The organism is Streptomyces sp. NBC_01498 (assembly GCF_036327775.1).
Taxonomy (GTDB): Bacteria; Actinomycetota; Actinomycetes; order Streptomycetales; family Streptomycetaceae; genus Streptomyces.
In genome coordinates this window covers 5,020,917-5,042,006 of sequence record NZ_CP109598.1, presented here as the reverse complement: position 1 = coordinate 5,042,006, position 21,090 = coordinate 5,020,917, and the positions used below count along the sequence as shown (strand labels likewise).

The window sequence follows — 21,090 nt, the reverse complement described above, 5'->3', positions numbered from 1 at the left end:
CGCGGTGCCGCCGTCCGGGGCGCGGGCGCCGCACAGGAGCTGTTATGTCTGGGTCGCCGGTTCCGTACGGACGCGTTGTCCGTACGGCCTGGCGAAAGTCTTCGTGGTCAGCACGCCGTCCGACCCAGGTGGCTCCCGAGTCCAGGACCGCGCTACAACAACCGTCCCTACGCGGGGACCGCACCTTCCGGCGTCTTCGCGGCGGCGGGTCCGGCGGCCGTGGAAGGCGCTGCCGTGACTGCCTCGCGGTCGGGCGCGAGCGGGTCGGTCACCGTTCCGGACTCCTCGTCGAAGAGCCCCTGCGCCAGCCTGGTCACCGCTGCGGGGACCGGCGGCGCCAGGTCGGCCACAGCTCGGAGACCGGAAAGGACGTCGTCGGGTCGCACGGCGGGTGTCACGTGCCGTACAACCAGCCGCAGTATCGCACAGGGCCCGCCCCGGGGCCTATCGGCCTCGGGAGGAAGCACCCGCAGCTCCACGACGGCTTCCCGCGCGTCGAACGTACGCATCCCGTTCTTCGCGCGGCGCTCCACCTCCACCACCTCGGCGGCGAGGAACGCGGTCACGGCCCGTTCGGCCGCTTCGTGCTCCACCCCGTCGAGCCGCAGCTCCCACTCGGAGGCGGTGAGCCGGTCGGCGAGGCCCGAGGTGCGGGCCTCGACGGCGTCGATGATGTCGAGCCCGGTGGGCAGCGACTCGTCCAGCAGTTCGCGCAGGGTGTGGGGGTCGCGCGCCGTCACGAGGGCGATCTCCAGATACTCGGCCTCGCTGCCCGTGCCGGTGGGTGCGGCATTGGCGTAGCTCACCTTGGGGTGCGGGGTGAAGCCCGCCGAGTACGCCATGGGGACGTCGGCCCGGCGCAACGCGCGCTCGAAGGCGCGCTGGAAGTCGCGGTGACTGGTGAACCGGAGGCGGCCACGCTTGGTGTAACGCAATCGGATGCGCTGCACCGCCGGCGCGGGCGGGGGGCCTTCGGGCTGTCGCTTGCCCAGTGGTTCTTCTCCTCGGTGCGGGGTGCGCGCGGTGGCGCACACCCTCAAACGCGCGGCCGACCGGGCGGTCGGCCCCGGAAACCCGGCTCACACCCGCTCGCGCGGGGAGATCTCGGGTGCGGGTACCACGCCGGGGACGGTCGTTGTACTACCCAGCGTACGCGCCCGGCCGACCGGACCCTTCACAGGCTCGGCCGGGGGGGAGCTCCCGGCCGGGGGCACACCGGGCGTCCCGGCGGATCTGCCGGACTGCTTCCCCGCCGGACGGCGGCGCACTCCCCGCCGCCGGGACGTATTCCACGTCCGGGCCGCCGGGCCCGGAACACCGCGTGCGACCGGTCCCGCCTCCGCCGTGGCCCCCGCGTCCCTCGCGCCCTCGCGTCGTGCGCTACTTCACGTGCGCTACTTCACGACCGTCAGCGGCAGCAGCTTCTTGCCCGTCGGGCCGATCTGGATGTCGAGGTCGAGCTGCGGGCACACCCCGCAGTCGAAGCACGGCGTCCAGCGGCAGTCCTCGACCTCGGTCTCGTCCAGCGCGTCCTGCCAGTCCTCCCAGAGCCAGTCCTTGTCGAGACCGGAGTCCAGGTGGTCCCAGGGCAGGACCTCCTCGTAGGTGCGCTCGCGGGTGGTGTACCAGTCGACGTCCAGGCCGGCCTCGGGGAGCGTCTTCGCGGCGGCGGTCATCCAGCGGTCGTAACTGAAGTGCTCGCGCCAGCCGTCGAACCGGCCGCCGTCCTCGTACACCGCGCGGATCACCGCGCCCACCCGGCGGTCGCCGCGCGAGAGGAGGCCCTCCACGATGCCGGGCTTGCCGTCGTGGTAGCGGAAGCCGATGGAGCGGCCGTACTTCTTGTCGCCGCGGATCTTGTCGCGGAGCTTCAGCAGCCGCGCGTCTGTCTCCTCGACGCCCAGCTGCGGCGCCCACTGGAAGGGGGTGTGCGGCTTGGGGACGAATCCGCCGATGGAGACGGTGCAGCGGATGTCGTTCTGGCCCGAGACCCGGCGGCCCTCGGCGATGACGTTGACCGCCATGTCGCCGATCTGGAGGACGTCCTCGTCGGTCTCCGTCGGCAGCCCGCACATGAAGTAGAGCTTCACCTGGCGCCAGCCGTTGCCGTACGCGGTGGAGACCGTACGGATCAGGTCCTCCTCCGAGACCATCTTGTTGATGACCTTGCGCATCCGCTCGGAGCCGCCCTCGGGGGCGAAGGTGAGGCCGGAGCGGCGGCCGTTGCGGGTGAGTTCGTTGGCGAGGTCGACGTTGAAGGCGTCGACGCGGGTGGACGGGAGGGACAGGCCGATCTTGTCCGCCTCGTACCGGTCGGCGAGGCCCTTGGCGACGTCGGCGATCTCGCTGTGGTCAGCGGAGGACAGCGACAGCAGGCCGACCTCCTCGAAGCCGGTGGCCTTCAGGCCCTTGTCGACCATCTCGCCGATGCCGGTGATGCTGCGCTCCCGGACGGGCCGGGTGATCATGCCCGCCTGGCAGAAGCGGCAGCCCCGGGTGCAGCCGCGGAAGATCTCCACGGACATCCGTTCGTGGACGGTCTCGGCGAGCGGGACCAGCGGCTGCTTCGGGTACGGCCACTCGTCCAGGTCCATGACGGTGTGCTTGGAGACCCGCCAGGGGACGCCGGAGCGGTTGGGGACGGTACGGGCGATCCGGCCGTCCGGCAGGTACTCGACGTCGTAGAAGCCGGGGACGTACACCCCGCCGGTCTTCGCGAGCCGCAGCAGCAGCTCCTCGCGGCCACCGGGGCGGCCCTCCGCCTTCCAGGCCCGGACGATGTCGGTGATCTGGAGGACGGCCTGCTCGCCGTCGCCGATGACGGCGCAGTCGATGAAGCTCGCGATCGGCTCGGGGTTGAACGCGGCGTGGCCGCCCGCCAGCACGATCGGGTGATCGACGGTGCGGTCCGCCGCGTCGAGCGGAATCCCGGCCAGGTCGAGCGCGGCGAGCATGTTGGTGTAGCCGAGTTCGGTGGAGAAGGAGAGCCCGAAGACGTCGAAGGCGGAGACGGGGCGGTGCGCGTCGACCGTGAACTGCGGGACCTGGTGCTCACGCATCAGCGCTTCGAGGTCGGGCCAGACGCTGTACGTGCGCTCCGCGAGGACGCCCTCGCGCTCGTTGAGCACCTCGTAGAGGATCATGACGCCCTGGTTGGGCAGGCCGACCTCGTACGCGTCCGGGTACATCAGCGCCCAGCGGACGTCGCACGCGTCCCAGTCCTTGACGGTGGAGTTGAGCTCACCACCGACGTATTGGATCGGCTTCTGCACATGCGGGAGCAGAGCTTCGAGCTGTGGGAAGACCGATTCAACAGCAGACATCACGGCGACTTTCGTGGGCTGACGGAGTGACGGGGTGACCATCCAGGCTACCCCGGCCGCCACCCGGCCCTCGCCGCCCGGACGCCTGCCCGGCCCCGAGGGGCCGGGGGCCGCCGTGGTCAGGCCGTCAGTGCCGTACGGAGTTTCCGTCGCGCCGACCGGCGCCAGACGCGCGGCAGTTCGCGCTCCCGGTCCGCCGCCCGCATCTCCTCCTCGCCGTACAGCAGCCCCCAGATGAACGCGGACTCACCGGCCGCGTGCGCCTGGATGGCGAGGTCGCGCAGGGAGTCCCGGGCGACGACGCTGTCCTGGTGGTCGCCGAGCACGCTCTGGACGGCCTTCATCCGCTTCGCGAAGCGCTTGGCGGGCCCACCGAGCGCCGGCCTGGCCGCGTCGGCGGCGTAGCGGGCGCGTTTGGCGGCCTTGCGGGCATCGTGCAGCGCCAGGTCGCGCTCCTCCCCGGGGGTGAGCGCCAGCGCGTGCTCGACGCGTCCGGCGAGGCGCCGGTAGTCCTTGACGACGGCCCGGGGCAGCACCCTGCCCGGCTTCTTCCGGGCCCGCGCGGGGAGCAGCGGCGGGTCGGCGAGGAGGGTCTCGATCGAGTCGAGCAGGCGCAGATAGCGGGCGCTGTCGAGGACGGCGAGGGTCCGGGCGCGCGCGTCGGTGCGGCCGTCGGCGGCCCAGATCCGGAGCCGGGCGTGCACCGGGCCGAGCAGGAGGGTGGTGTCGTGGGCGTCGACGCGTGCGGTGAGCCGTTCGGCGAGGACTTCCTGGTCGCGGTCGACGCCCAGTTCGCCGGCAAGCCACTTCAGTTCGGCGCCGATGGGGCGGGTGGCGTCGCGGTCGAGCACCTTCTGGTACGAGCGGAAGGCGGAGCGCATCCGGCGGGTGGCGACCCGCAGCTGGTGGACGGAGTCGGGCAGGTCGCGGCGGACGGCGGGGTCGTACGAGAGGATCGCGTCGGCCTGTTCGCGCAGATAGGCCAGGACGTGGTCACCGGCGGTGACCGGCGCGCCGCCGTCAGTGCTCGCGCGCCTTTTCTTCCCGGTCTTGGTGCCGGTGCTCCTTCCGCGCGGCGCGCCGGCGGCCCTCTTTCCGCGCGGCGCGTCCTCGGCGGGCGCGGTCTCGGCGAGGGCCCTGGCGAGTTTGGACGGGGAGGCCGACCGGCGTACGCCCGCCTTGCGGAGCACCTTCTCGACGGCGTCCAGGAGTGCCGGGTCGCCGCCGTCGGCCAGTTCGACCTCGATCTCGGACCAGCGGGCGCTGCCGGTGCCGGCGGGGAGGCGTTCGGCGTGGACGGTGTCCACGGCCACCTCGGCGAGGGTCCGCCCGGACGCGTCGGTCAGCAGGCTGATGTCTCGTGCGGTGCGCAGCCGTACGACGGGCAGGAGCGAGGCGCCCCGGACCCGGGAGCGCACCAGCGCGGCGAGTTCGTCGGGGAGGGTGTCGGAGAGCGGGGCGTGGATCTCGTCGCGGGCGTCGCCGCCGACGGGGAATTTCAGGTGCCAGCCCTCGTCACCGCCGCCGGTCCGGCGGCGCAGGGTGAGGCGGCCGGTGGTCAGTCGCTGGTCGGGGGTGTCGTAGTAGACGGCGTCGAGTTCGGTGACGCCCCGCGGGCTGACGGCCGTGACGCCGGCGGCCCGGGTGAGGTCCGGCAGGGCGGATGGCCCGTCCGGTACGGCTCCGCCGTCCGCCGGCCCCGTGAGTTCGTACTTGCGTTCGATCTCTCGCTGTGTCTCAGCCATCTGTACAAAGGTAATCGCGGGGGCCGCCGGACGGCGACTCCCGCGACAGGTCCTGTCCGGCGGATCACGCCGTTATCGGCCGCTGGACCCTGATCGACTGGAGCAGGCCGACCGCGATCCACACCGCGAACATCGACGTGCCTCCGTACGACACGAACGGCAGCGGCAGCCCCGCCACCGGCATGATGCCCAGCGTCATCCCGACGTTCTCGAAGGACTGGAACGCGAACCAGGCGATGATCCCGGCCGCCACGATCGTCCCGTACAGCTCGGTCGTCTCCCGGGCGATCCGGCACGCCCGCCACAGCACCACGCCGAGCAGCACCAGGATCAGCCCGGCGCCGAGGAAGCCCAGTTCCTCGCCCGCCACGGTGAAGACGAAGTCGGTCTGCTGCTCGGGCACGAACTGGCCGGTGGTCTGGGAGCCCTTGAAGAGTCCGGTGCCGGTCAGTCCGCCCGAACCGATGGCGATCCGAGCCTGGTTGGTGTTGTAGCCGACGCCCGCCGGGTCCAGCTCCGGGTTGGCGAAGGCGGCGAAGCGGTTGATCTGGTACTCGTCGAGCACACCGAGCGCGGCGACCGCGACGGCGCCCGCGATCCCGGTGCCGATCAGCCCGAAGATCCACCGGTTGGACGCCCCGGAGGCCAGCAGCACGCCGAGCACGATCATCGCCATGACCATCACCGAGCCGAGGTCCGGCATCATCATGACGATCACGATCGGGATGACCGCCAGGCCCAGGGACTTGGCGACCGTCCGGTGGTCCGGATGGACCTGGTCGCCCGCGTCGACCCGGGCCGCGAGCATCATCGCCATGCCCAGGATGATGGTGATCTTCACGAACTCCGACGGCTGGAGGGTGAAGCCGCCGCCGAGCACGATCCAGGCGTGCGCGCCGTTGATGGTGGCGCCGAGCGGGGTGAGGACCAGCAGCACCAGCACCACGGAGATGCCGTAGAGCACGGGCACCGCGCCGCGCAGGGTGCGGTGGCCGAGCCAGATGGTGCCGATCATCAGGGCCAGCCCGATACCGGTGTTCAGGACGTGGCGGAAGAAGAAGTAGTACGGGTCGCCCTGGTTGAGGTCCGTACGGTTGCGGGTCGCCGACCAGACGAGCACCGATCCGACGGCGGACAGCGCGAGCGCGGAGAACATCAGCGGCCAGTCCAGCCGCCGCGCCATCGAGTCACGGGCGGCGAGCGTCGCCCACAGCCCGCGCTCGCCGGGACCGTATCCGGAGACGGAGAATCCGCCGGTGCCGGCCATGTGTCAGTCCCTTCGCGCGGGCGGTCCCGCGAGCTGTCCGATGTCGCCCGAGGTCCGTCCCTGTTCGTCCGGGTCCGGCCCCGCGGTGTCGGGGTCCCCCGTCACCGGCCCGTTGTTGTCACCGGCGGGCGCGATCTCGTTGCCGTCCAGCGGGGTCTTGTCCGGTACGTACGGCTTGACCTCCGGCGCGTCGATCGAGCCGTCGGGCTGGATCTTCGGCAGGGCGGTGCGCGGCTTGGGCAGCAGAGCCTTCTTCACGTTCTGCCCGCCCTTCTCGTCGAGGCCGTACATCGCCTCGTAGATGTTGCGGACGGCGGGACCGGAGGCCCCGGAGCCCGTACCACCCTGGGAGATCGTCATCACGATCGTGTAGTCCTCGGTGTACGAGGCGAACCACGAGGTCGTCTGCTTGCCGTAGACCTCCGCCGTACCGGTCTTGGCGTGCATCGGGATCTTGTCCTGCGGCCAGCCGCCGAACCGCCAGGCGGCCGAACCGGTGGTCGCGACGCCCGCCAGGGCCTTGTCGAGCTGGTCGCGGAGCGTGCCGTCGACGGGCAGCTTGGCCTGCGACGCCGGCTTGATCTCCTGGACGCTCCGGCCGTCGGGGCTGATGATCGCCTTGCCGACGGTGGGGGCGTGCAGGGTGCCGCCGTTGGCGATCGCCGCGTAGATCGTGGCCATCTGGATCGGGGTGACGAGCGTGTCGCCCTGGCCGATCGAGTAGTTGACCGCGTCACCGGCGCGCATCCGGTTGCCTTCGAGGCAGCCCTCGTACGCCAGTTGCTCGACGTACGTGCCGCCCTTCTTGCCCTGCTTGCACCAGCCGGCCTTGTTGGCCTCCCAGAAGGCCTGCTTCCACTTGCGGTCCGGGATACGGCCCGTGACCTCGTTGGGGAGGTCGATGCCGGTCTCCTTGGCGAGCCCGAACTGCTTGGCGGTCGTGTAGAACCAGTCCTTGGCGCCCTTTCTGGGCTTGGTGCCGCCGTCCTTCTGCCACTCCTTGTGCGCGAGCCCGTAGAAGACGGTGTCGCAGGAGACCTCCAGTGCGCGGCCGAGGTCGATGCTGCCGTAGCCCTGGGACTCGAAGTTCTTGAAGACCTGGCTGCCGATGGAGTACGAACTCGGGCACGGGTAGCTGCCGTTGAAGTCGTAACCGGCCTTGACCGCCGCCGTGGACGAGACGACCTTGAAGACCGAGCCGGGCGCGGCCTGCGACTGGATACCCCGGTTCAGCAGCGGGAAGTTGGATTTCTTGCTGGTGAGTTTGGCGTAGTCCTTCGCGGAGATGCCGCCGACCCAGGCGTTCGGGTCGTACGTCGGCTGGGAGGCCATCGACACGACCCGGCCGGTCTTGGACTCCAGCACGACGACCGCGCCCGCGTCGGCCTTGTAGTTCTCGTTGGTGTTGCGGTCGTGCTCCTTGCGCGCGGCCTTCATCGCCTCGTGGAGCTCGTACTCGGCGACGGCCTGCACCCGCGCGTCGATGGAGGTGACGATGTTGGAGCCCGGCTCCGCCTTGTCGCTCCTGGCCTGGCCGATGACCCGGCCGAGGTTGTCGACCTCGTAGCGGGTGACGCCCGCGTCGCCGCGCAGGTACTTGTCGTACGTGCGTTCCAGCCCGGAGCGGCCGACCTGGTCGGAGCGGAGGAACGGCGAGTCGGTGTCCTGCGCCTTGGTGATCTCCTCGTCGGTGACCGGCGAGAGATAGCCCAGCACCTGGGCGGTGTTGGCCTTGGCGGGCGAGGCGTAGCGGCGTACGGCGGTCGGTTCGGCGGTGATGCCGGGGAAGTCCTCGGCGCGTTCCCGGATCTGGAGGGCCTGCTGGGTGGTGGCCTCGTCGGTGACCGGGATCGGCTGGTAGGGCGAGCCGTTCCAGCAGGGCTGGGGTGTCTCGCTGTCGCAGAGCCGGACCTTGTCGTGGACGTCCTTGGGCTTCATGCCGAGGATGCCGGCCAGCCGGGTGAGGACGGCCGTCCCGTTGTCCTTCATCTTCAGCAGTTCGGTGCGGCTGGCGGAGACGACGAGACGGGTCTCGTTGTCGGCGAGCGGGACGCCCTGCGAGTCGAGGATCGAGCCGCGTACGGCCGGCTGGACGACCTGCTGCACATGGTTGTTCTTCGCCTCGTCCGTGTACTCCGCGCCGTTGCGGACCTGGAGGTACCAGAGCCGTCCGCCGAGGGTGAGCAGGAGGGAGAAGACGAGGACCTGGATGACGACGAGCCGGATCTGGACCCTGGGTGTCCGTCCGGTCTCCGGAATGTTGCTCACAGTCGTTTGACCCCCTTGATCCGTCCGGCCCGTGCCGCGCGGGAGCGGGCCGCCTTCATCCGCAGTCCGCCGCGCTGGTTGCCGATCTTCAGTCCGGTGCCCGTCGCCAGCCAGCCGGAGGCGACGTCGGTGCCGCCGCTCGACGTGTCGGCGAGCGGGTCGTTCTCCGCGCGTCTGGCCAGGGCCATGATCAGCGGGACGGTGAACGGGGCCAGCAGCAGGTCGTAGATGGCCGCGGTGATCACCAGGTTGGACAGGCCGACATGGCGGGCGGCGGTGTCGCCGACGAGGGCGCCGACCCCCGCGTACAGCAGGGTCGTGCTGACGGCCGCGCCGACGACCACGACCATCGGGCCCAGCGCGGTGCGCAGTTGGCCGTTGTCGGGCTTGGCGAGTCCGGCGAGGTAGCCGATCAGGCAGAGCACCAGCGCGTAGCGTCCGGCGGCGTGGTCGGCGGGCGGCGCGATGTCGGCGAGGAGCCCGGCGCCGAAGCCGATGAGCGCGCCGCTGACATGGCCGTAGACCAGGGCGAGCGCGACGACGACGAGGAGCAGCAGATCGGGTACGGCGCCGGGGAGTTGGAGCCGGGCCAGTACGCACACCTGGAGGACCAGCGCGACCACGACGAGGGTGACGGAGAGCAGCATCCGGTTGAGGCGCATGGGGATCAGCTCTACTCCTGCTCGGTGACCTGGCCGTCGCCCTGCGGGTTCTGGCCTCCCGGCGGCGGGGTGGCCGTGACGGTGACGGTCGGGGTGGGCTTGGGCTTGGCGGGCTTGGTCGGAAGGACCATGTCGCGGGGGTCGTCGCGGGGCGCCTGGACGACGACGCCGACGATGTCCAGCTTGGTGAAGCCGACGTACGGGCGGACGTAGATGTCCCGGGTGAGGTCGCCGCCCGCGGGGTCGACGCGGACGACCTGGCCGACCGGTACGCCGGGGACGAACGGCCGGTCCTTGCTGGAGCCGAAGGTGACCAGCCGGTCGCCGTTCCTCACCTTGGCCTTGCCGTTGAGGAGCTGCACGTTGAGCGGCTGGTCGCCCTGGCCGGTGGCGAAGCCCAGTTCGTCGGACTTCTCCATCCGGGTGCCGACGGTGAAGTCCGGGTCGTTGGCGAGCAGGACGGTCGCGGTGCTGGGGCCGACGGTGGTGACGCGGCCGACGAGCCCGTCGCCGTTCAGTACGGTCATGTCGCGCTTGAGGCCGTCGTCGGTGCCCGCGTCGATGGTCACGGTCCAGGAGAAGCCCTGGGCCGCTCCTATGGCGATGACCTCGGCCGCCTTGATGCCGTACTGGCCGGCGCCCGCCGTCCTGAGGAGCTTGTCCAGCTCCCTGACCCGGCTGCGGTTGCGGTCGTCGCTGCCGAGCCGCTGCTTGAGCGCCGCGTTCTCGCGCTCCAGCAGGGTCACCCGGTCGTGTCTCTCACCGGAGTCCCGTACGGCGCCGATGGCGTTGCCGACCGGGTCGACGGCCTTCGCGACGCCGTTCTGCACCGGTCCGAAGACCGAGGCGGCGGCCTGGCGGGCACCGTCGACGGGTGACGCCTCTCCGCCGCGGATATCCACCGTGATCAGTGCGAACGCGATGGCGATCAGCAGCACCAGGAGCAGCCGGCTCTCTCGTGTGTCCCTCACGTGCGGCGGCCGTGCCTTCCTCGTTGGAATGCCTCGTCGGAAATTGTCGTGCCGATCGCGGGAATCATCCGCGGGGGATTTGTCTCCACGGGCACATCGGATTGGTCTTGTCTGTATATCAACGTTCCACCGGCGGGGCCGTCGGCGTTCCCCCGGAGTTGTCCCCCCGGATCCGTCGGGCCCGGGGAGATATTCGTTCGTGTCACGATCCGCCTTGTCACGATCCGCGCGGAACGGCGGGCACGCCCCCGTTCCGCGCGGAAACGTCCTACCTGCGCGGCGACGCGTCCAGCACCTGCTGGAGCGCCTCGAACTCCTCGACGCACTTTCCGGAACCGAGGGCCACCGAGTCCAGCGGGTCCTCGGCGATGTGGATGGGCATACCGGTCTCCCGGCGCAGCCGCTCGTCGAGGCCGCGCAGCAGGGCGCCGCCGCCGGTGAGGACGATGCCCCGGTCCATCACGTCGCCGGACAGCTCCGGCGGGCACTTGTCGAGTGTCGTCTTCACCGCGTCCACGATGGCGTTGACGGGCTCCTCGATGGCCTTGCGGACCTCGGCGGCCGAGATGACGACGGTCTTCGGCAGCCCGGACACCAGGTCGCGGCCCCGGATCTCGGTGTGCTCTTCCTTCTCCAGGTCGTAGGCCGAACCGATGGTGATCTTGATCTGTTCGGCGGTGCGCTCACCGAGGAGGAGCGAGTACTCCTTCTTGATGTGCTGGATGATCGCGTTGTCGAGTTCGTCGCCGGCGACCCGGATGGACTGCGCGGTGACGATGCCGCCGAGCGAGATCACGGCGACCTCGGTGGTGCCGCCGCCGATGTCCACGACCATGTTGCCGGTCGCCTCGTGGACGGGGAGGCCCGAGCCGATGGCGGCGGCCATGGGCTCCTCGATGATGTGCACCTGGCGGGCGCCGGCCTGCGTGGACGCCTCGATGACGGCGCGCCGCTCGACTCCCGTGATGCCGGAGGGCACACAGACGACGACCCGCGGGCGGGCCAGGTAGCGGCGCTTGTGGATCTTGAGGATGAAGTAGCGCAGCATGCGCTCGGTGATCTCGAAGTCGGCGATCACGCCGTCCTTCAGCGGCCGGACGGCAACGATGTTGCCCGGTGTCCGGCCGATCATCTTCTTCGCTTCGGCGCCGACCGCGAGGATGCCGCCGGTGTTGGTGTTGATGGCGACGACGGACGGCTCGTTGAGCACGATCCCCCGGCCCCTGACGTACACCAGCGTGTTGGCGGTCCCGAGGTCGACAGCCATGTCACGGCCGATGAACGACATCTTGTTCCCCATGAGGATGCGTCTGGCCTTCCCAAATCGAAGCGTTGACGGCTTTTCAGGATGGCGAAGTGGATGCTGTGGCGTGGAGGCTTCCATCGTAGTGCCGCCCGTGCTGACGCGGCGCGGTAGATCCACCTCTAATAAAGGTGACGATGTGTCGGGGCCATGCGTTCCCGATCTGGCTCCGCATATGCCGGGTGCGCCCGAATTCCGCCGGTCGCCGCAGGCGCACTCGGCGCGATCCGGCTGACATGCGATCAGGAAAGACCAGGATAAGGGGTGTCTTTCAGTGCTCGGGAAAGAAAAGTTTCAGTTCCCGAATGGCGGACTCCTCGGAGTCCGAGGCGTGGATCAGGTTCTCCCGGACAATCGTTCCGAAGTCCCCCCGAATGGACCCCGGCGCTGCGGCGATCGGGTCAGTGGGACCCGCCAGCGCGCGGACGCCCTCGATGACCCGCTCACCCTCCACGACCAGCGCGACGACCGGGCCCGACGCCATGAACTCGATCAGCGGCTCGTAGAACGGGCGGCCCCGGTGCTCGCCGTAGTGCTGCTCCAGCGTCGCGCCGTCGAGGGTCCGCATCTCCAGCGCGGTGATGCTCCAGCCGGCCTTGCGCTCGATGCGGCCGATGATCTCTCCCACCAAAGCGCGGCGGACGGCGTCCGGCTTGAGCAGGACGAGAGTGCGCTGGGTCATGGTGTGCGGCTCCTTGTGGGCGTGCGCTACGGGCAAACGGGTGAAGTGGTGTGAGGCTACAGGTGCTTGCGGGACGTGCCGTAACCGGTCCTCACCCGGGTGCGTCAGGAACCGGGCTCAGCTCGGTGCCCCCGTCGCCGCCTGCTCCGCCCAACGGGCCTTCGCCGCGTCGATCTTGCGCCCGTAGTGGACGGAGGCCCCCCACAGCGCCCCGAAGAGCACCCCCAGGAAGAACATCACCGGCACCACGAAACCACCCGCGACCAGCGCGATCTGGAACGCCCAGCCGAGCGCGACCCCGCCGGGGCGGGTGATCGTCCCGCACAGCAGCAGGGACAGCAGCATCGCGACACCGCAGACCGTCCACACCGCCGTCATCGACAGGTCGTCGGACTTCATGGCGACGAGCCCGGCGAACCCGATCACGAAGAACTCGCCGATCAGTGTCGACGCGCAGAGCGTACGCATGCGGTCACGCCTTTCCCAGAAGCAGCCGGGCCTCGCCGACCGTGATCACCGAACCGGTCACCAGCACCCCGGCGCCCGCGTACTCCCCGTCCTCCTCGGCGAGCGTGATCGCCGCCTCCAGCGCGTCGTCCAGCCGGGGCTCGACCTGCACCCGGTCGCCGCCGAACACCTCGACGGCCACCGCCGCCAGATCGTCCGCGCCCAGCGCCCGGTCGCTGGAGTTCTCCGTGACCACGACCTCCGCGCAGACCGGCTCCAGGGCTTCGAGGAACCCCCGGACGTCCTTGCCCGCGCTCGCCCCGACCACGCCGATCAGTCTGCTGAAGCCGAACGCCTCACCGATGGCCTCGGCCGCGGCCCGCCCGCCCGCCGGGTTGTGCGCCGCGTCCAGGACCACGGTCGGCGAGCGCCGTACGACCTCCAGCCGGCCCGGCGACACCACGGAGGCGAACGCCGCGCGCACCGTGTCCACGTCCATCACCCGGGCGTGTTCGGCGCCGACGCCGAAGAACGCCTCCACCGCCGCCAGCGCCACCACCGCGTTGTGCGCCTGATGGGCGCCGTGCAGCGGGAGGAAGATCTGCCCGTACTCGCCGCCGAGGCCGCGCAGCGTCAGCATCTGCCCGCCGACCGCGACCTCGCGGGAGACGATCCCGAACTCCATGCCCTCGCGCGCCACCGTCGCGTCGACGTCGACGGCCCGCTTCAGCATCACCTGCGACGCGTCCACCGGCTGCTGCGCCAGCACGACCGTCGCGCCCGGCTTGACGATCCCGGCCTTCTCCACGGCGATCTCGCCCGGTGTGGAGCCGAGCCGGTCGGTGTGGTCCAGGTCGATGGGGGTGACCACGGCCACCGTCGCGTCGATGACGTTCGTCGCGTCCCAGGTGCCGCCCATGCCGACCTCGACCACCGCCGCGTCCACCGGGGCGTCCGCGAAGGCCGCGTACGCCATGCCGGTGAGCACCTCGAAGAACGACAGCCGGTAGTCCTGGGCGGCGTCCACCATGTCGACGTACGGCTTGATGTCCTCGTACGTCTCGATGAACAGCTCGGGCCGGATCGGTTCCCCGTCCAGGCTGATCCGCTCGGTCACCGACGACACGTGCGGGCTGGTGTAACGCCCGGTGCGCAGGTCGAACGCGCCGAGCAGCGCCTCGATCATCCGGGCGGTCGACGTCTTGCCGTTGGTGCCGGTGATGTGGATCGACGGATACGCCCGCTGCGGGTCGCCGAGCACGTCCATCAGCGCCTCGATACGGGTGACCGACGGCTCCAGCTTGGTCTCGCCCCAGCGGCCGGCCAGCTCCCGCTCGACGGCGCGCAGCGCCTTGTCGACCTCCGGGTCGGCGGGCCGCGCCGGGACGCCGTCCCCCTGCGGGAGGCCCGCCTGGGCGCGGAGCGTACGGCTGCCGGCCTCGATGACGGCGAGGTCGGGGTCGCGGGTCGTCTCGGCGTGCACGATCTCGTGGAAGTCGTCGTCGTACGCGCCGGGCTGGTCTGGCTGGTCGGGCTGGTGCTGGCTCACGGGGCCAGTCTACGGAGCGGGTACGACACGGATGTCGCCCCGCCCCGTGGACCGGCCGCCGGGGGCCGCTCAGCCCTCCGGGAGCGCCGCGAGCTGGGCGGTGATGCGCGCGATGTCGGCCTCCGCCTTGGCCAGCCGGCCACGGATCTTGTCGACCACGTTGTCGGGGGCCTTGGCGAGGAACGCCTCGTTGCCGAGCTTCGCCGTGGCCTGCTGCTTCTCCTTCTCCGCCGCGTCCCGGTCCTTCGTGAGCCGCTTGCGCTCGGCCGGGACGTCGATCGTGCCGGACAGGTCGAGGGCGACCGTGGCGCCCGCGACCGGCAGGGTCGCGGTGGCCTGGAAGGCGTCGCCCTCCTCCTGGAGGCGCAGCAGCTGCCGGATCGCCGCCTCGTGCGCGGCGAGCGGGGTCGCGGACAGGTCGAGCCGGCCGGGGACCTTCTGGCCCGGCTGGAGCCCCTGGTCGGCGCGGAAGCGGCGGACCTCCGTGACGACCTGCTGGACGTGCTCGATCTCCCGCTCGGCGGCCGGGTCACGGAACCCGGAGTCGGCCGGCCAGTCGGCGACGACGACCGACTCCTTGCCGGTCAGCGTGGTCCACAGCGTCTCCGTGACGAAGGGCACGATCGGGTGCAGGAGGCGCAGGGTGACGTCGAGGACCTCGCCGAGGACGCGCCCGGAGACCTTGGCCCCCTCGCCGCCCGCGAAGAAGGTGGTCTTGGACAGCTCGACGTACCAGTCGAAGACCTCGTCCCACGCGAAGTGGAAGAGGGCGTCCGAGACCTTCGCGAACTGGTAGTCCTCGTAGTACGCGTCGACCTGGGCGACCGTCGCGTTCAGCCGCGAGAGGATCCACCGGTCCGTGGCGGACAGCTTCCCGGCGTCGGGCAGCGGGCCTTCGACCGTGGCACCGTTCATCAGGGCGAACCGGGTGGCGTTCCAGATCTTGTTGGCGAAGTTGCGGGAGCCCTGGACCCAGTCCTCGCCGATGGGGACGTCCGCGCCCGGGTTGGCGCCGCGGGCCAGGGTGAAACGCACGGCGTCGGAGCCGTACGCGTCCATCCAGTCCAGCGGGTCCACCGCGTTGGGGTTGGACTTCGACATCTTCTTGCCGAACTCGTCGCGGACCAGGCCGGTCAGCGCGATGGTGTGGAACGGCGGGGTGCCGTCCATCGCGTACAGACCGAACATCATCATCCGGGCGACCCAGAAGAAGATGATGTCGTGCCCGGTGAGCAGGACGTCGGTCGGATAGAACTTCTCCAGATCCGGGGTCCGTTCGGGCCAGCCGAGCGTGGAGAACGGCCAGAGGCCGGAGGAGAACCAGGTGTCCAGGACGTCCGGGTCCTGGAACCAGCCCTCGCCGGCGGGCGGTTGGTCGTCGGGGCCGACACAGACCTGTTCGCCGTTCGGGCCGTACCAGACGGGAATGCGGTGGCCCCACCACAACTGCCGCGAGATGCACCAGTCGTGCATGTTGTCGACCCAGTCGAAGTAGCGCTTCGACATGTCCTGCGGATGGATGGCGACCCGGCCGTCCCGGACCGCGTCACCGGCCGCCTTCGCGAGCGGCTTGACGTCGACCCACCACTGGAGCGACTGACGGGGCTCGATGGTGGTCTTGCAGCGCGAGCAGTGACCCACGGAGTGGGTGTACGGCCGCTTCTCGGCGACGACCCGGCCCTGCTGGCGCATCGCCTCGACGATCGCGGACCGCGCCTCGAACCGGTCGAGTCCCTCGAAGGGGCCCGGCACGGTGATGACGGCGCGCTCGTCCATGATCGTGAGGGATTCGAGGCCGTGGCGCTCGCCGATGGCGAAGTCGTTGGGGTCGTGCGCGGGCGTCACCTTGACCGCGCCGGTGCCGAACTCGGGGTCGACGTGCGTGTCCGCGACGACCGGGATGGTGCGGTCGGTGAGCGGCAGCTTGATCCGCTTGCCGATGAGATGCGCGTAGCGCGGGTCGTCGGGGTGGACGGCGACACCGGTGTCACCGAGCATCGTCTCGACCCGGGTGGTCGCGACGACGACCGTCTCGTCGCCCTCGCCGTACTTCAGCGAGACGAGTTCGCCGTCGTCGTCCTGGTACTCGACCTCGATGTCGGAGATCGCGGTCAGACAGCGCGGACACCAGTTGATGATCCGCTCTTTGCGGTAGATCAACTCGTCGTCGTAGAGCCGCTTGAAGATGGTCTGGACGGCCTTCGACAGCCCCTCGTCCATCGTGAAGCGCTCACGTGTCCAGTCGACGCCGTCGCCCAGGCGCCGCATCTGGCCGAGAATCCGGCCGCCGTACTCGTCCTTCCACTGCCAGACCCGGGAGACGAACTCGTCCCGGCCGAGGTCGTGCCGCGACTTCCCCTCCTCGGCGAGCTGCTGCTCCACCTTGTTCTGGGTGGCGATGCCGGCGTGGTCCATGCCGGGCAGCCACAGGGCCTCGTAACCCTGCATGCGCTTGCGGCGGGTGAGGGCGTCCATCAGCGTGTGCTGGAAGGCGTGTCCGAGATGCAGCGAGCCGGTGACGTTCGGCGGCGGGATGACGATGGTGTACGGGGGCTTCTCGCTCTTCGGGTCGACCGTGAAGTAACCGCGCTCCACCCAGCGCTCGTACAGCTTCCCCTCCACCTCGGCCGGCGCGTACTGGGTCGGCAGTTCAGGGTTGGCTGCGGGCTGCGCTTGAGAGTTCTCGGTCACAGCGCACAGTTTAGGGGCGTCACAGCTCCGCACTGAAACGGGATAGTTCGGTAACGGTGCGGTCCCCGGCGGTCCGCCGCACCGTTCCTTCCGTCAGGATGTCGGGAACGCGTAAGCATCTGGAGGGGACAGAGCACATGAGCTACAACCAGCCGGGCCCGTACGGCGGGCAGCCGCCGCAGGGCCAGCCCGGACCGTACGGGCAGCAGCCGCCGCAGGGCCAGCCCGGCTACGGCTATCCGCAGCAGCAGCCGCAGGGGCAGCCCGGTTACGGCTATCCGCAGCAGCCGCCGGGAGTCCCGCACCAGGGGTACGGCCAGCCGCAGCAGCCGGGCCCGTACGGTCAGCAGCCCCCGTACGGCGGGGCACCCGGTTACCCGCCGCCGGACGGGGCTCCGAAGAAGAAAACCGGGCTGATCGTCGCCTCGGTCGTCGTGGCGCTGGCCGTGATCGGGGGTGGGGCGTACTTCCTGGTGGGCGGAGGCAGCAGCGACGTCGCCGACGACGGCCCCCACAAGCTGGTCACCCCGGCGACGGTGCTCGGCGGCGAGTACAAGAAGGGCACCGGCGCGGACGAGGCCGGCGGAATGACCGCGGACGACCTCAAGGACGCCGAGAGCTGGGGCGTGAAGAACGCCAAGGACGTGAACGCCAGCTACCAGGCGGGCAGCGTCGAGGAGAACCCGCTCGCGGCGAAGATGATCACCTTCGGTGGTGTGTACGGCGAGATCGACGACCCGGAGAAGACCGTCGACGCCATGTTCGCCTCCATGAAGGCGGACGCCACGAAGGAGGGCGAGGGCGGCTCGCTGGAGGGCAGCCCCCAGTCCTTCGAACCCGCCGGGCTGGACGGCGCGGTCATGAAGTGCCAGGCCATGACGCTCAGCGAGGAAGCGTCGGGCACGCCCACGGAGATAAAGTTCTCGATCTGCATCTGGGGCGACCACAGCACCGTGGGCTTCTCCATGCCGGTCGACCTGGGGAGCGCCATGGGGGGCAAGTCCGGCTCCCTGGAAGAGGCCGCCGCCACCACCGCCAAGCTGCGCGACGACGTGCGCGTCAAGCTCTGACGACAGTCGCTCCGACGACAGACCCGCTTACGTACGAGGAGGGGCACCCCAACCGGGGTGCCCCTCCTCGTACGTGCGAGGTCCGCGCCGCTACGCCGACTTCTCGTGGCGGCCGTCGTTCTTCACGATGCGCGGCTCGCGCGGAACCAGCGTCGGGTTGACGTTGTTGCGCACGACGTCCGCCGTGATGACCACGCGGGCCACGTCCTTGCGGGAGGGCACCTCGTACATCACCGACTGGAGGACCTCCTCCAGGATCGCGCGCAGACCGCGCGCGCCGGTGCCGCGCAGGATCGCCTGGTCGGCGATGGCCTCCAGCGCCGGGAGGTCGAAGTCCAGCTCCACACCGTCGAGTTCGAAGAGGCGCTGGTACTGCTTCACCAGCGCGTTGCGCGGCTCGACCAGGATCTTCAGGAGCGCTTCGCGGTCCAGGTTGTGCACCGACGTCAGGACCGGGAGGCGGCCGATGAACTCGGGGATCATCCCGAACTTCACCAGGTCCTCCGGCATGACCTCCTGGAACTGGTCGCTCTCCTCGATCTCCCGCTTGGAGCGGATCGTCGCGCCGAAGCCGATGCCCTTCGCGCCGGCCCGTGACTCGATGATCTTCTCCAGGCCCGCGAAGGCGCCGCCCACGATGAACAGCACGTTCGTCGTGTCGATCTGGATGAACTCCTGGTGCGGGTGCTTGCGGCCGCCCTGCGGCGGGACCGAGGCCGTCGTGCCCTCCAGGATCTTCAGCAGGGCCTGCTGGACGCCCTCGCCGGAGACGTCGCGGGTGATCGACGGGTTCTCGCTCTTGCGGGCGACCTTGTCGATCTCGTCGATGTAGATGATCCCCGTCTCGGCCTTCTTGACGTCGTAGTCGGCCGCCTGGATCAGCTTCAGCAGGATGTTCTCGACGTCCTCGCCGACATAGCCGGCCTCCGTCAGCGCCGTCGCGTCCGCGATGGCGAACGGGACGTTCAGCATCCGGGCCAGCGTCTGGGCGAGAAGAGTCTTGCCGGATCCCGTGGGGCCCAGGAGCAGGATGTTCGACTTGGCGAGCTCGATCGCGTCGTCGCGGCCTCCGCCGCCGCCGTTCTCCCCGGCCTGCACCCGCTTGTAGTGGTTGTAGACCGCCACCGAGAGGGCCTTCTTCGCGGGCGCCTGCCCGACGACGTACCCCTCCAGGAACTCGTAGATCTCCCGCGGCTTGGGCAGTTCCTCCCACCGCACCTCGGAGGTCTCGGCGAGCTCCTCCTCGATGATCTCATTGCAGAGGTCGATGCACTCGTCGCAGATATAGACCCCGGGACCTGCGATGAGCTTCTTCACCTGCTTCTGGCTCTTGCCGCAGAACGAGCACTTGAGCAGGTCGCCGCCATCACCGATGCGTGCCACGAGGTGCTTCCCCTTCGCCTGGGAGCAGCCTGTTTCAGCGGCTCCTGTGCCTCATACCCGACGGTACCTTGCCTGGCCCCCCGTTCGGGCCCCCCTTGGCACGGTTCACGTGGACGTGAGGACACGCACACCGCGCCAAGGGCACCGGACGGGTCAGGCCGCTGCCGCCGCCGTGGTCTTACGGGTCGAGACGATCTGGTCGACCAGACCGTACGCCAGGGCGTCGTCGGCGGTCAGGATCTTGTCGCGCTCGATGTCGTCGCGGACCTTCTCGATCGGCGTCGTCGAGTGCTTGGCCAGCATGTCCTCGAGCTGCGCGCGCATGCGCAGGATCTCGTTGGCCGCGATCTCCAGGTCGGAGAGCTGCTCACGGCCGGTCTGGCTGGACGGCTGGTGGATCAGGACGCGCGCGTTCGGCAGGGCGAGGCGCTTGCCCGCCGTACCGGCCGCGAGAAGGACCGCGGCGGCGGAGGCCGCCTGGCCCATGCAGACCGTCTGGATGTCCGGCTTCACGAACTGCATCGTGTCGTAGATGGCGGTGAGCGCCGTCATCGAGCCGCCGGGGCTGTTGATGTAGATCGAGATGTCCCGGTCGGGGTCCATCGACTCCAGGCACAGGAGCTGCGCCATGACGTCGTTGGCCGACGCGTCGTCGATCTGGACACCGAGGAAGATCACGCGCTCCTCGAAGAGCTTCGCGTACGGGTCGTACTCGCGTACGCCCTGCGAGGTGCGCTCCACGAAGCGCGGGACGACATAGCGGTTGTCCACCTGGGGGCCGGTGTAGAGGCCGCTCGCGGAGGCGCCGGGGAAGTTGTTCATGTGGGTGTTCACCATCCTGGTGGCGTTCGATGGGCTGACGTGGCCGGTCCTGGGCGTACCGAAGGCCCTCAGGCGCCGGTGCCGCCGCCGCCCGGAACACCCGAAGCAGCGGAGATGATCTCGTCGATGATGCCGTAGGAGACGGCCTCCTCGGCGGTGAACCAGCGGTCGCGGTCACCGTCGCGGATGATGGTCTCCTCGGTCTGGCCCGTGTGCCGGGCGGTGATCTCGGCCATGCGCTTCTTCGTACGGAGCAGCTGCTCGGCCTGGATCTTGATGTCGGAGGCGGTGCCGCCGAGGCCCGCGGAGCCCTGGTGCATGAGGATGTCGGTGTTGGGCAGCGCGAAGCGCTTGCCGGCGGTGCCGCCGGTCAGCAGGAACTGGCCCATGGAGGCCGCCATGCCCATTCCGATGGTCACGACGTCGTTGGGGATGTACTGCATGGTGTCGTAGACCGCCATGCCCGCCGTGACGGAACCACCGGGGCTGTTGATGTAGAGGTAGATGTCCTTCTCGGGCTCGGCCGCGAGGAGAAGGAGCTGCGCGGTGATCTTGTTGGCGATGTCGTCGTCGACCTGCTGGCCGAGGAAGATGATCCGCTCACCGAGCAGTCGGCTGTAGACCTGGTCGCCGAGGCCACCACCGAGGGACGGCTCACCGGCGGCGTAAGGCATCAGATTCGTCACGTATCCACCTGCTCGTCTCTGACGGCTCCGGCCGTCTCAGCGTCTTTCGTTCCGGGGGACGGGGGAGACCCCAGCCCTCGTATTCATGGACCCTAACGCGCTGGTCGGCGGGCGCCATCCCGCTTCCTGGACTGTTCGCTGGCAGCGCAAGGTAGTTGGGTCGTCGCAGGGGACGGGGGGTGCGGGCGCGGGCCGGGCCGGAACGGAGCGGGCCCCAGGGC

General features: G+C 70.0%; 16 protein-coding genes. 1 reads left to right on the top strand and 15 read right to left on the bottom strand.

Features of this window, described 5'->3' with window-relative positions; genetic code table 11:
* Positions 1 to 167 precede the first annotated feature (167 nt).
* The 12 genes from OG875_RS21570 to OG875_RS21515 all read right to left on the bottom strand — a co-directional run bounded on the left by OG875_RS21570 (position 168) and on the right by OG875_RS21515 (position 16,908).
* The gene (locus OG875_RS21570; protein ID WP_330175863.1) at positions 168 to 950 is read right to left on the bottom strand and encodes a TIGR03936 family radical SAM-associated protein; all 783 of its coding nucleotides are present in this window, start codon (positions 948 to 950) and stop codon (positions 168 to 170) included.
* 444 nt (positions 951 to 1,394) lie between these two features.
* Positions 1,395 to 3,323, bottom strand: a complete 1,929-nt coding sequence (locus OG875_RS21565) for a TIGR03960 family B12-binding radical SAM protein (protein ID WP_330175862.1) — start codon at positions 3,321 to 3,323, stop codon at positions 1,395 to 1,397.
* 119 nt (positions 3,324 to 3,442) lie between these two features.
* Positions 3,443 to 5,068, bottom strand: coding sequence for a CYTH and CHAD domain-containing protein (locus OG875_RS21560; protein WP_330175861.1), 1,626 nt, complete (start codon positions 5,066 to 5,068; stop codon positions 3,443 to 3,445).
* 64 nt (positions 5,069 to 5,132) lie between these two features.
* Entirely contained in the window at positions 5,133 to 6,335 is a 1,203-nt protein-coding gene (gene rodA / locus OG875_RS21555; protein ID WP_330175860.1) for a rod shape-determining protein RodA, read from the bottom strand.
* A 3-nt stretch (positions 6,336 to 6,338) separates the two neighbouring features.
* Complete coding sequence (mrdA, locus tag OG875_RS21550) at positions 6,339 to 8,603, bottom strand: penicillin-binding protein 2 (protein ID WP_330175859.1); 2,265 nt, start codon at positions 8,601 to 8,603, stop codon at positions 6,339 to 6,341.
* A complete protein-coding gene (gene mreD / locus OG875_RS21545; protein WP_330175858.1) occupies positions 8,600 to 9,265 on the bottom strand; it encodes a rod shape-determining protein MreD in 666 nt (221 codons plus the stop codon). Before mreD ends, mrdA begins: the two co-directional genes overlap by 4 nt.
* Positions 9,266 to 9,276: 11 nt before the next feature.
* Positions 9,277 to 10,236, bottom strand: coding sequence for a rod shape-determining protein MreC (mreC, locus tag OG875_RS21540; RefSeq protein ID WP_330175857.1), 960 nt, complete (start codon positions 10,234 to 10,236; stop codon positions 9,277 to 9,279).
* Between the two features lie 268 nt (positions 10,237 to 10,504).
* Positions 10,505 to 11,524, bottom strand: a complete 1,020-nt coding sequence (locus OG875_RS21535) for a rod shape-determining protein (protein WP_330177846.1) — start codon at positions 11,522 to 11,524, stop codon at positions 10,505 to 10,507.
* Positions 11,525 to 11,810: 286 nt separating this feature from the next.
* Positions 11,811 to 12,221 (bottom strand): nucleoside-diphosphate kinase, encoded by a 411-nt coding sequence (ndk, locus tag OG875_RS21530; RefSeq protein ID WP_330175856.1) that lies wholly within the window; start codon positions 12,219 to 12,221, stop codon positions 11,811 to 11,813.
* Positions 12,222 to 12,338: 117 nt separating this feature from the next.
* On the bottom strand, positions 12,339 to 12,689 hold the full coding sequence (locus OG875_RS21525) for a DUF4233 domain-containing protein (protein WP_330175855.1): 351 nt from the start codon (positions 12,687 to 12,689) through the stop codon (positions 12,339 to 12,341).
* Positions 12,690 to 12,693: 4 nt separating this feature from the next.
* Positions 12,694 to 14,217 carry a bifunctional tetrahydrofolate synthase/dihydrofolate synthase gene (gene folC, locus OG875_RS21520; RefSeq protein ID WP_330175854.1) on the bottom strand — a complete coding sequence of 508 codons (1,524 nt, stop codon included), beginning with the start codon at positions 14,215 to 14,217 and terminating at the stop codon, positions 12,694 to 12,696.
* 69 nt (positions 14,218 to 14,286) lie between these two features.
* Complete coding sequence (locus tag OG875_RS21515; RefSeq protein WP_330175853.1) at positions 14,287 to 16,908, bottom strand: valine--tRNA ligase; 2,622 nt, start codon at positions 16,906 to 16,908, stop codon at positions 14,287 to 14,289.
* Between the two features lie 137 nt (positions 16,909 to 17,045).
* On the opposite strand from OG875_RS21515, the gene OG875_RS21510 reads away from it, so the two are divergent.
* A complete protein-coding gene (locus OG875_RS21510) occupies positions 17,046 to 17,978 on the top strand; it encodes a hypothetical protein (RefSeq protein WP_330175852.1) in 933 nt (310 codons plus the stop codon).
* 90 nt (positions 17,979 to 18,068) lie between these two features.
* Here OG875_RS21510 and clpX read toward each other — a convergent pair whose 3' ends face one another.
* The 3 genes from clpX to OG875_RS21495 form a co-directional block, all read right to left on the bottom strand.
* Positions 18,069 to 19,361, bottom strand: a complete 1,293-nt coding sequence (gene clpX / locus OG875_RS21505) for an ATP-dependent Clp protease ATP-binding subunit ClpX (protein WP_330175851.1) — start codon at positions 19,359 to 19,361, stop codon at positions 18,069 to 18,071.
* Positions 19,362 to 19,514: 153 nt separating this feature from the next.
* A complete protein-coding gene (locus OG875_RS21500; protein WP_330175850.1) occupies positions 19,515 to 20,198 on the bottom strand; it encodes an ATP-dependent Clp protease proteolytic subunit in 684 nt (227 codons plus the stop codon).
* A 53-nt stretch (positions 20,199 to 20,251) separates the two neighbouring features.
* Positions 20,252 to 20,857: an ATP-dependent Clp protease proteolytic subunit gene (locus OG875_RS21495; protein ID WP_031231653.1), complete on the bottom strand. Its 606-nt coding sequence runs from the start codon at positions 20,855 to 20,857 to the stop codon at positions 20,252 to 20,254.
* Positions 20,858 to 21,090 lie beyond the last annotated feature (233 nt).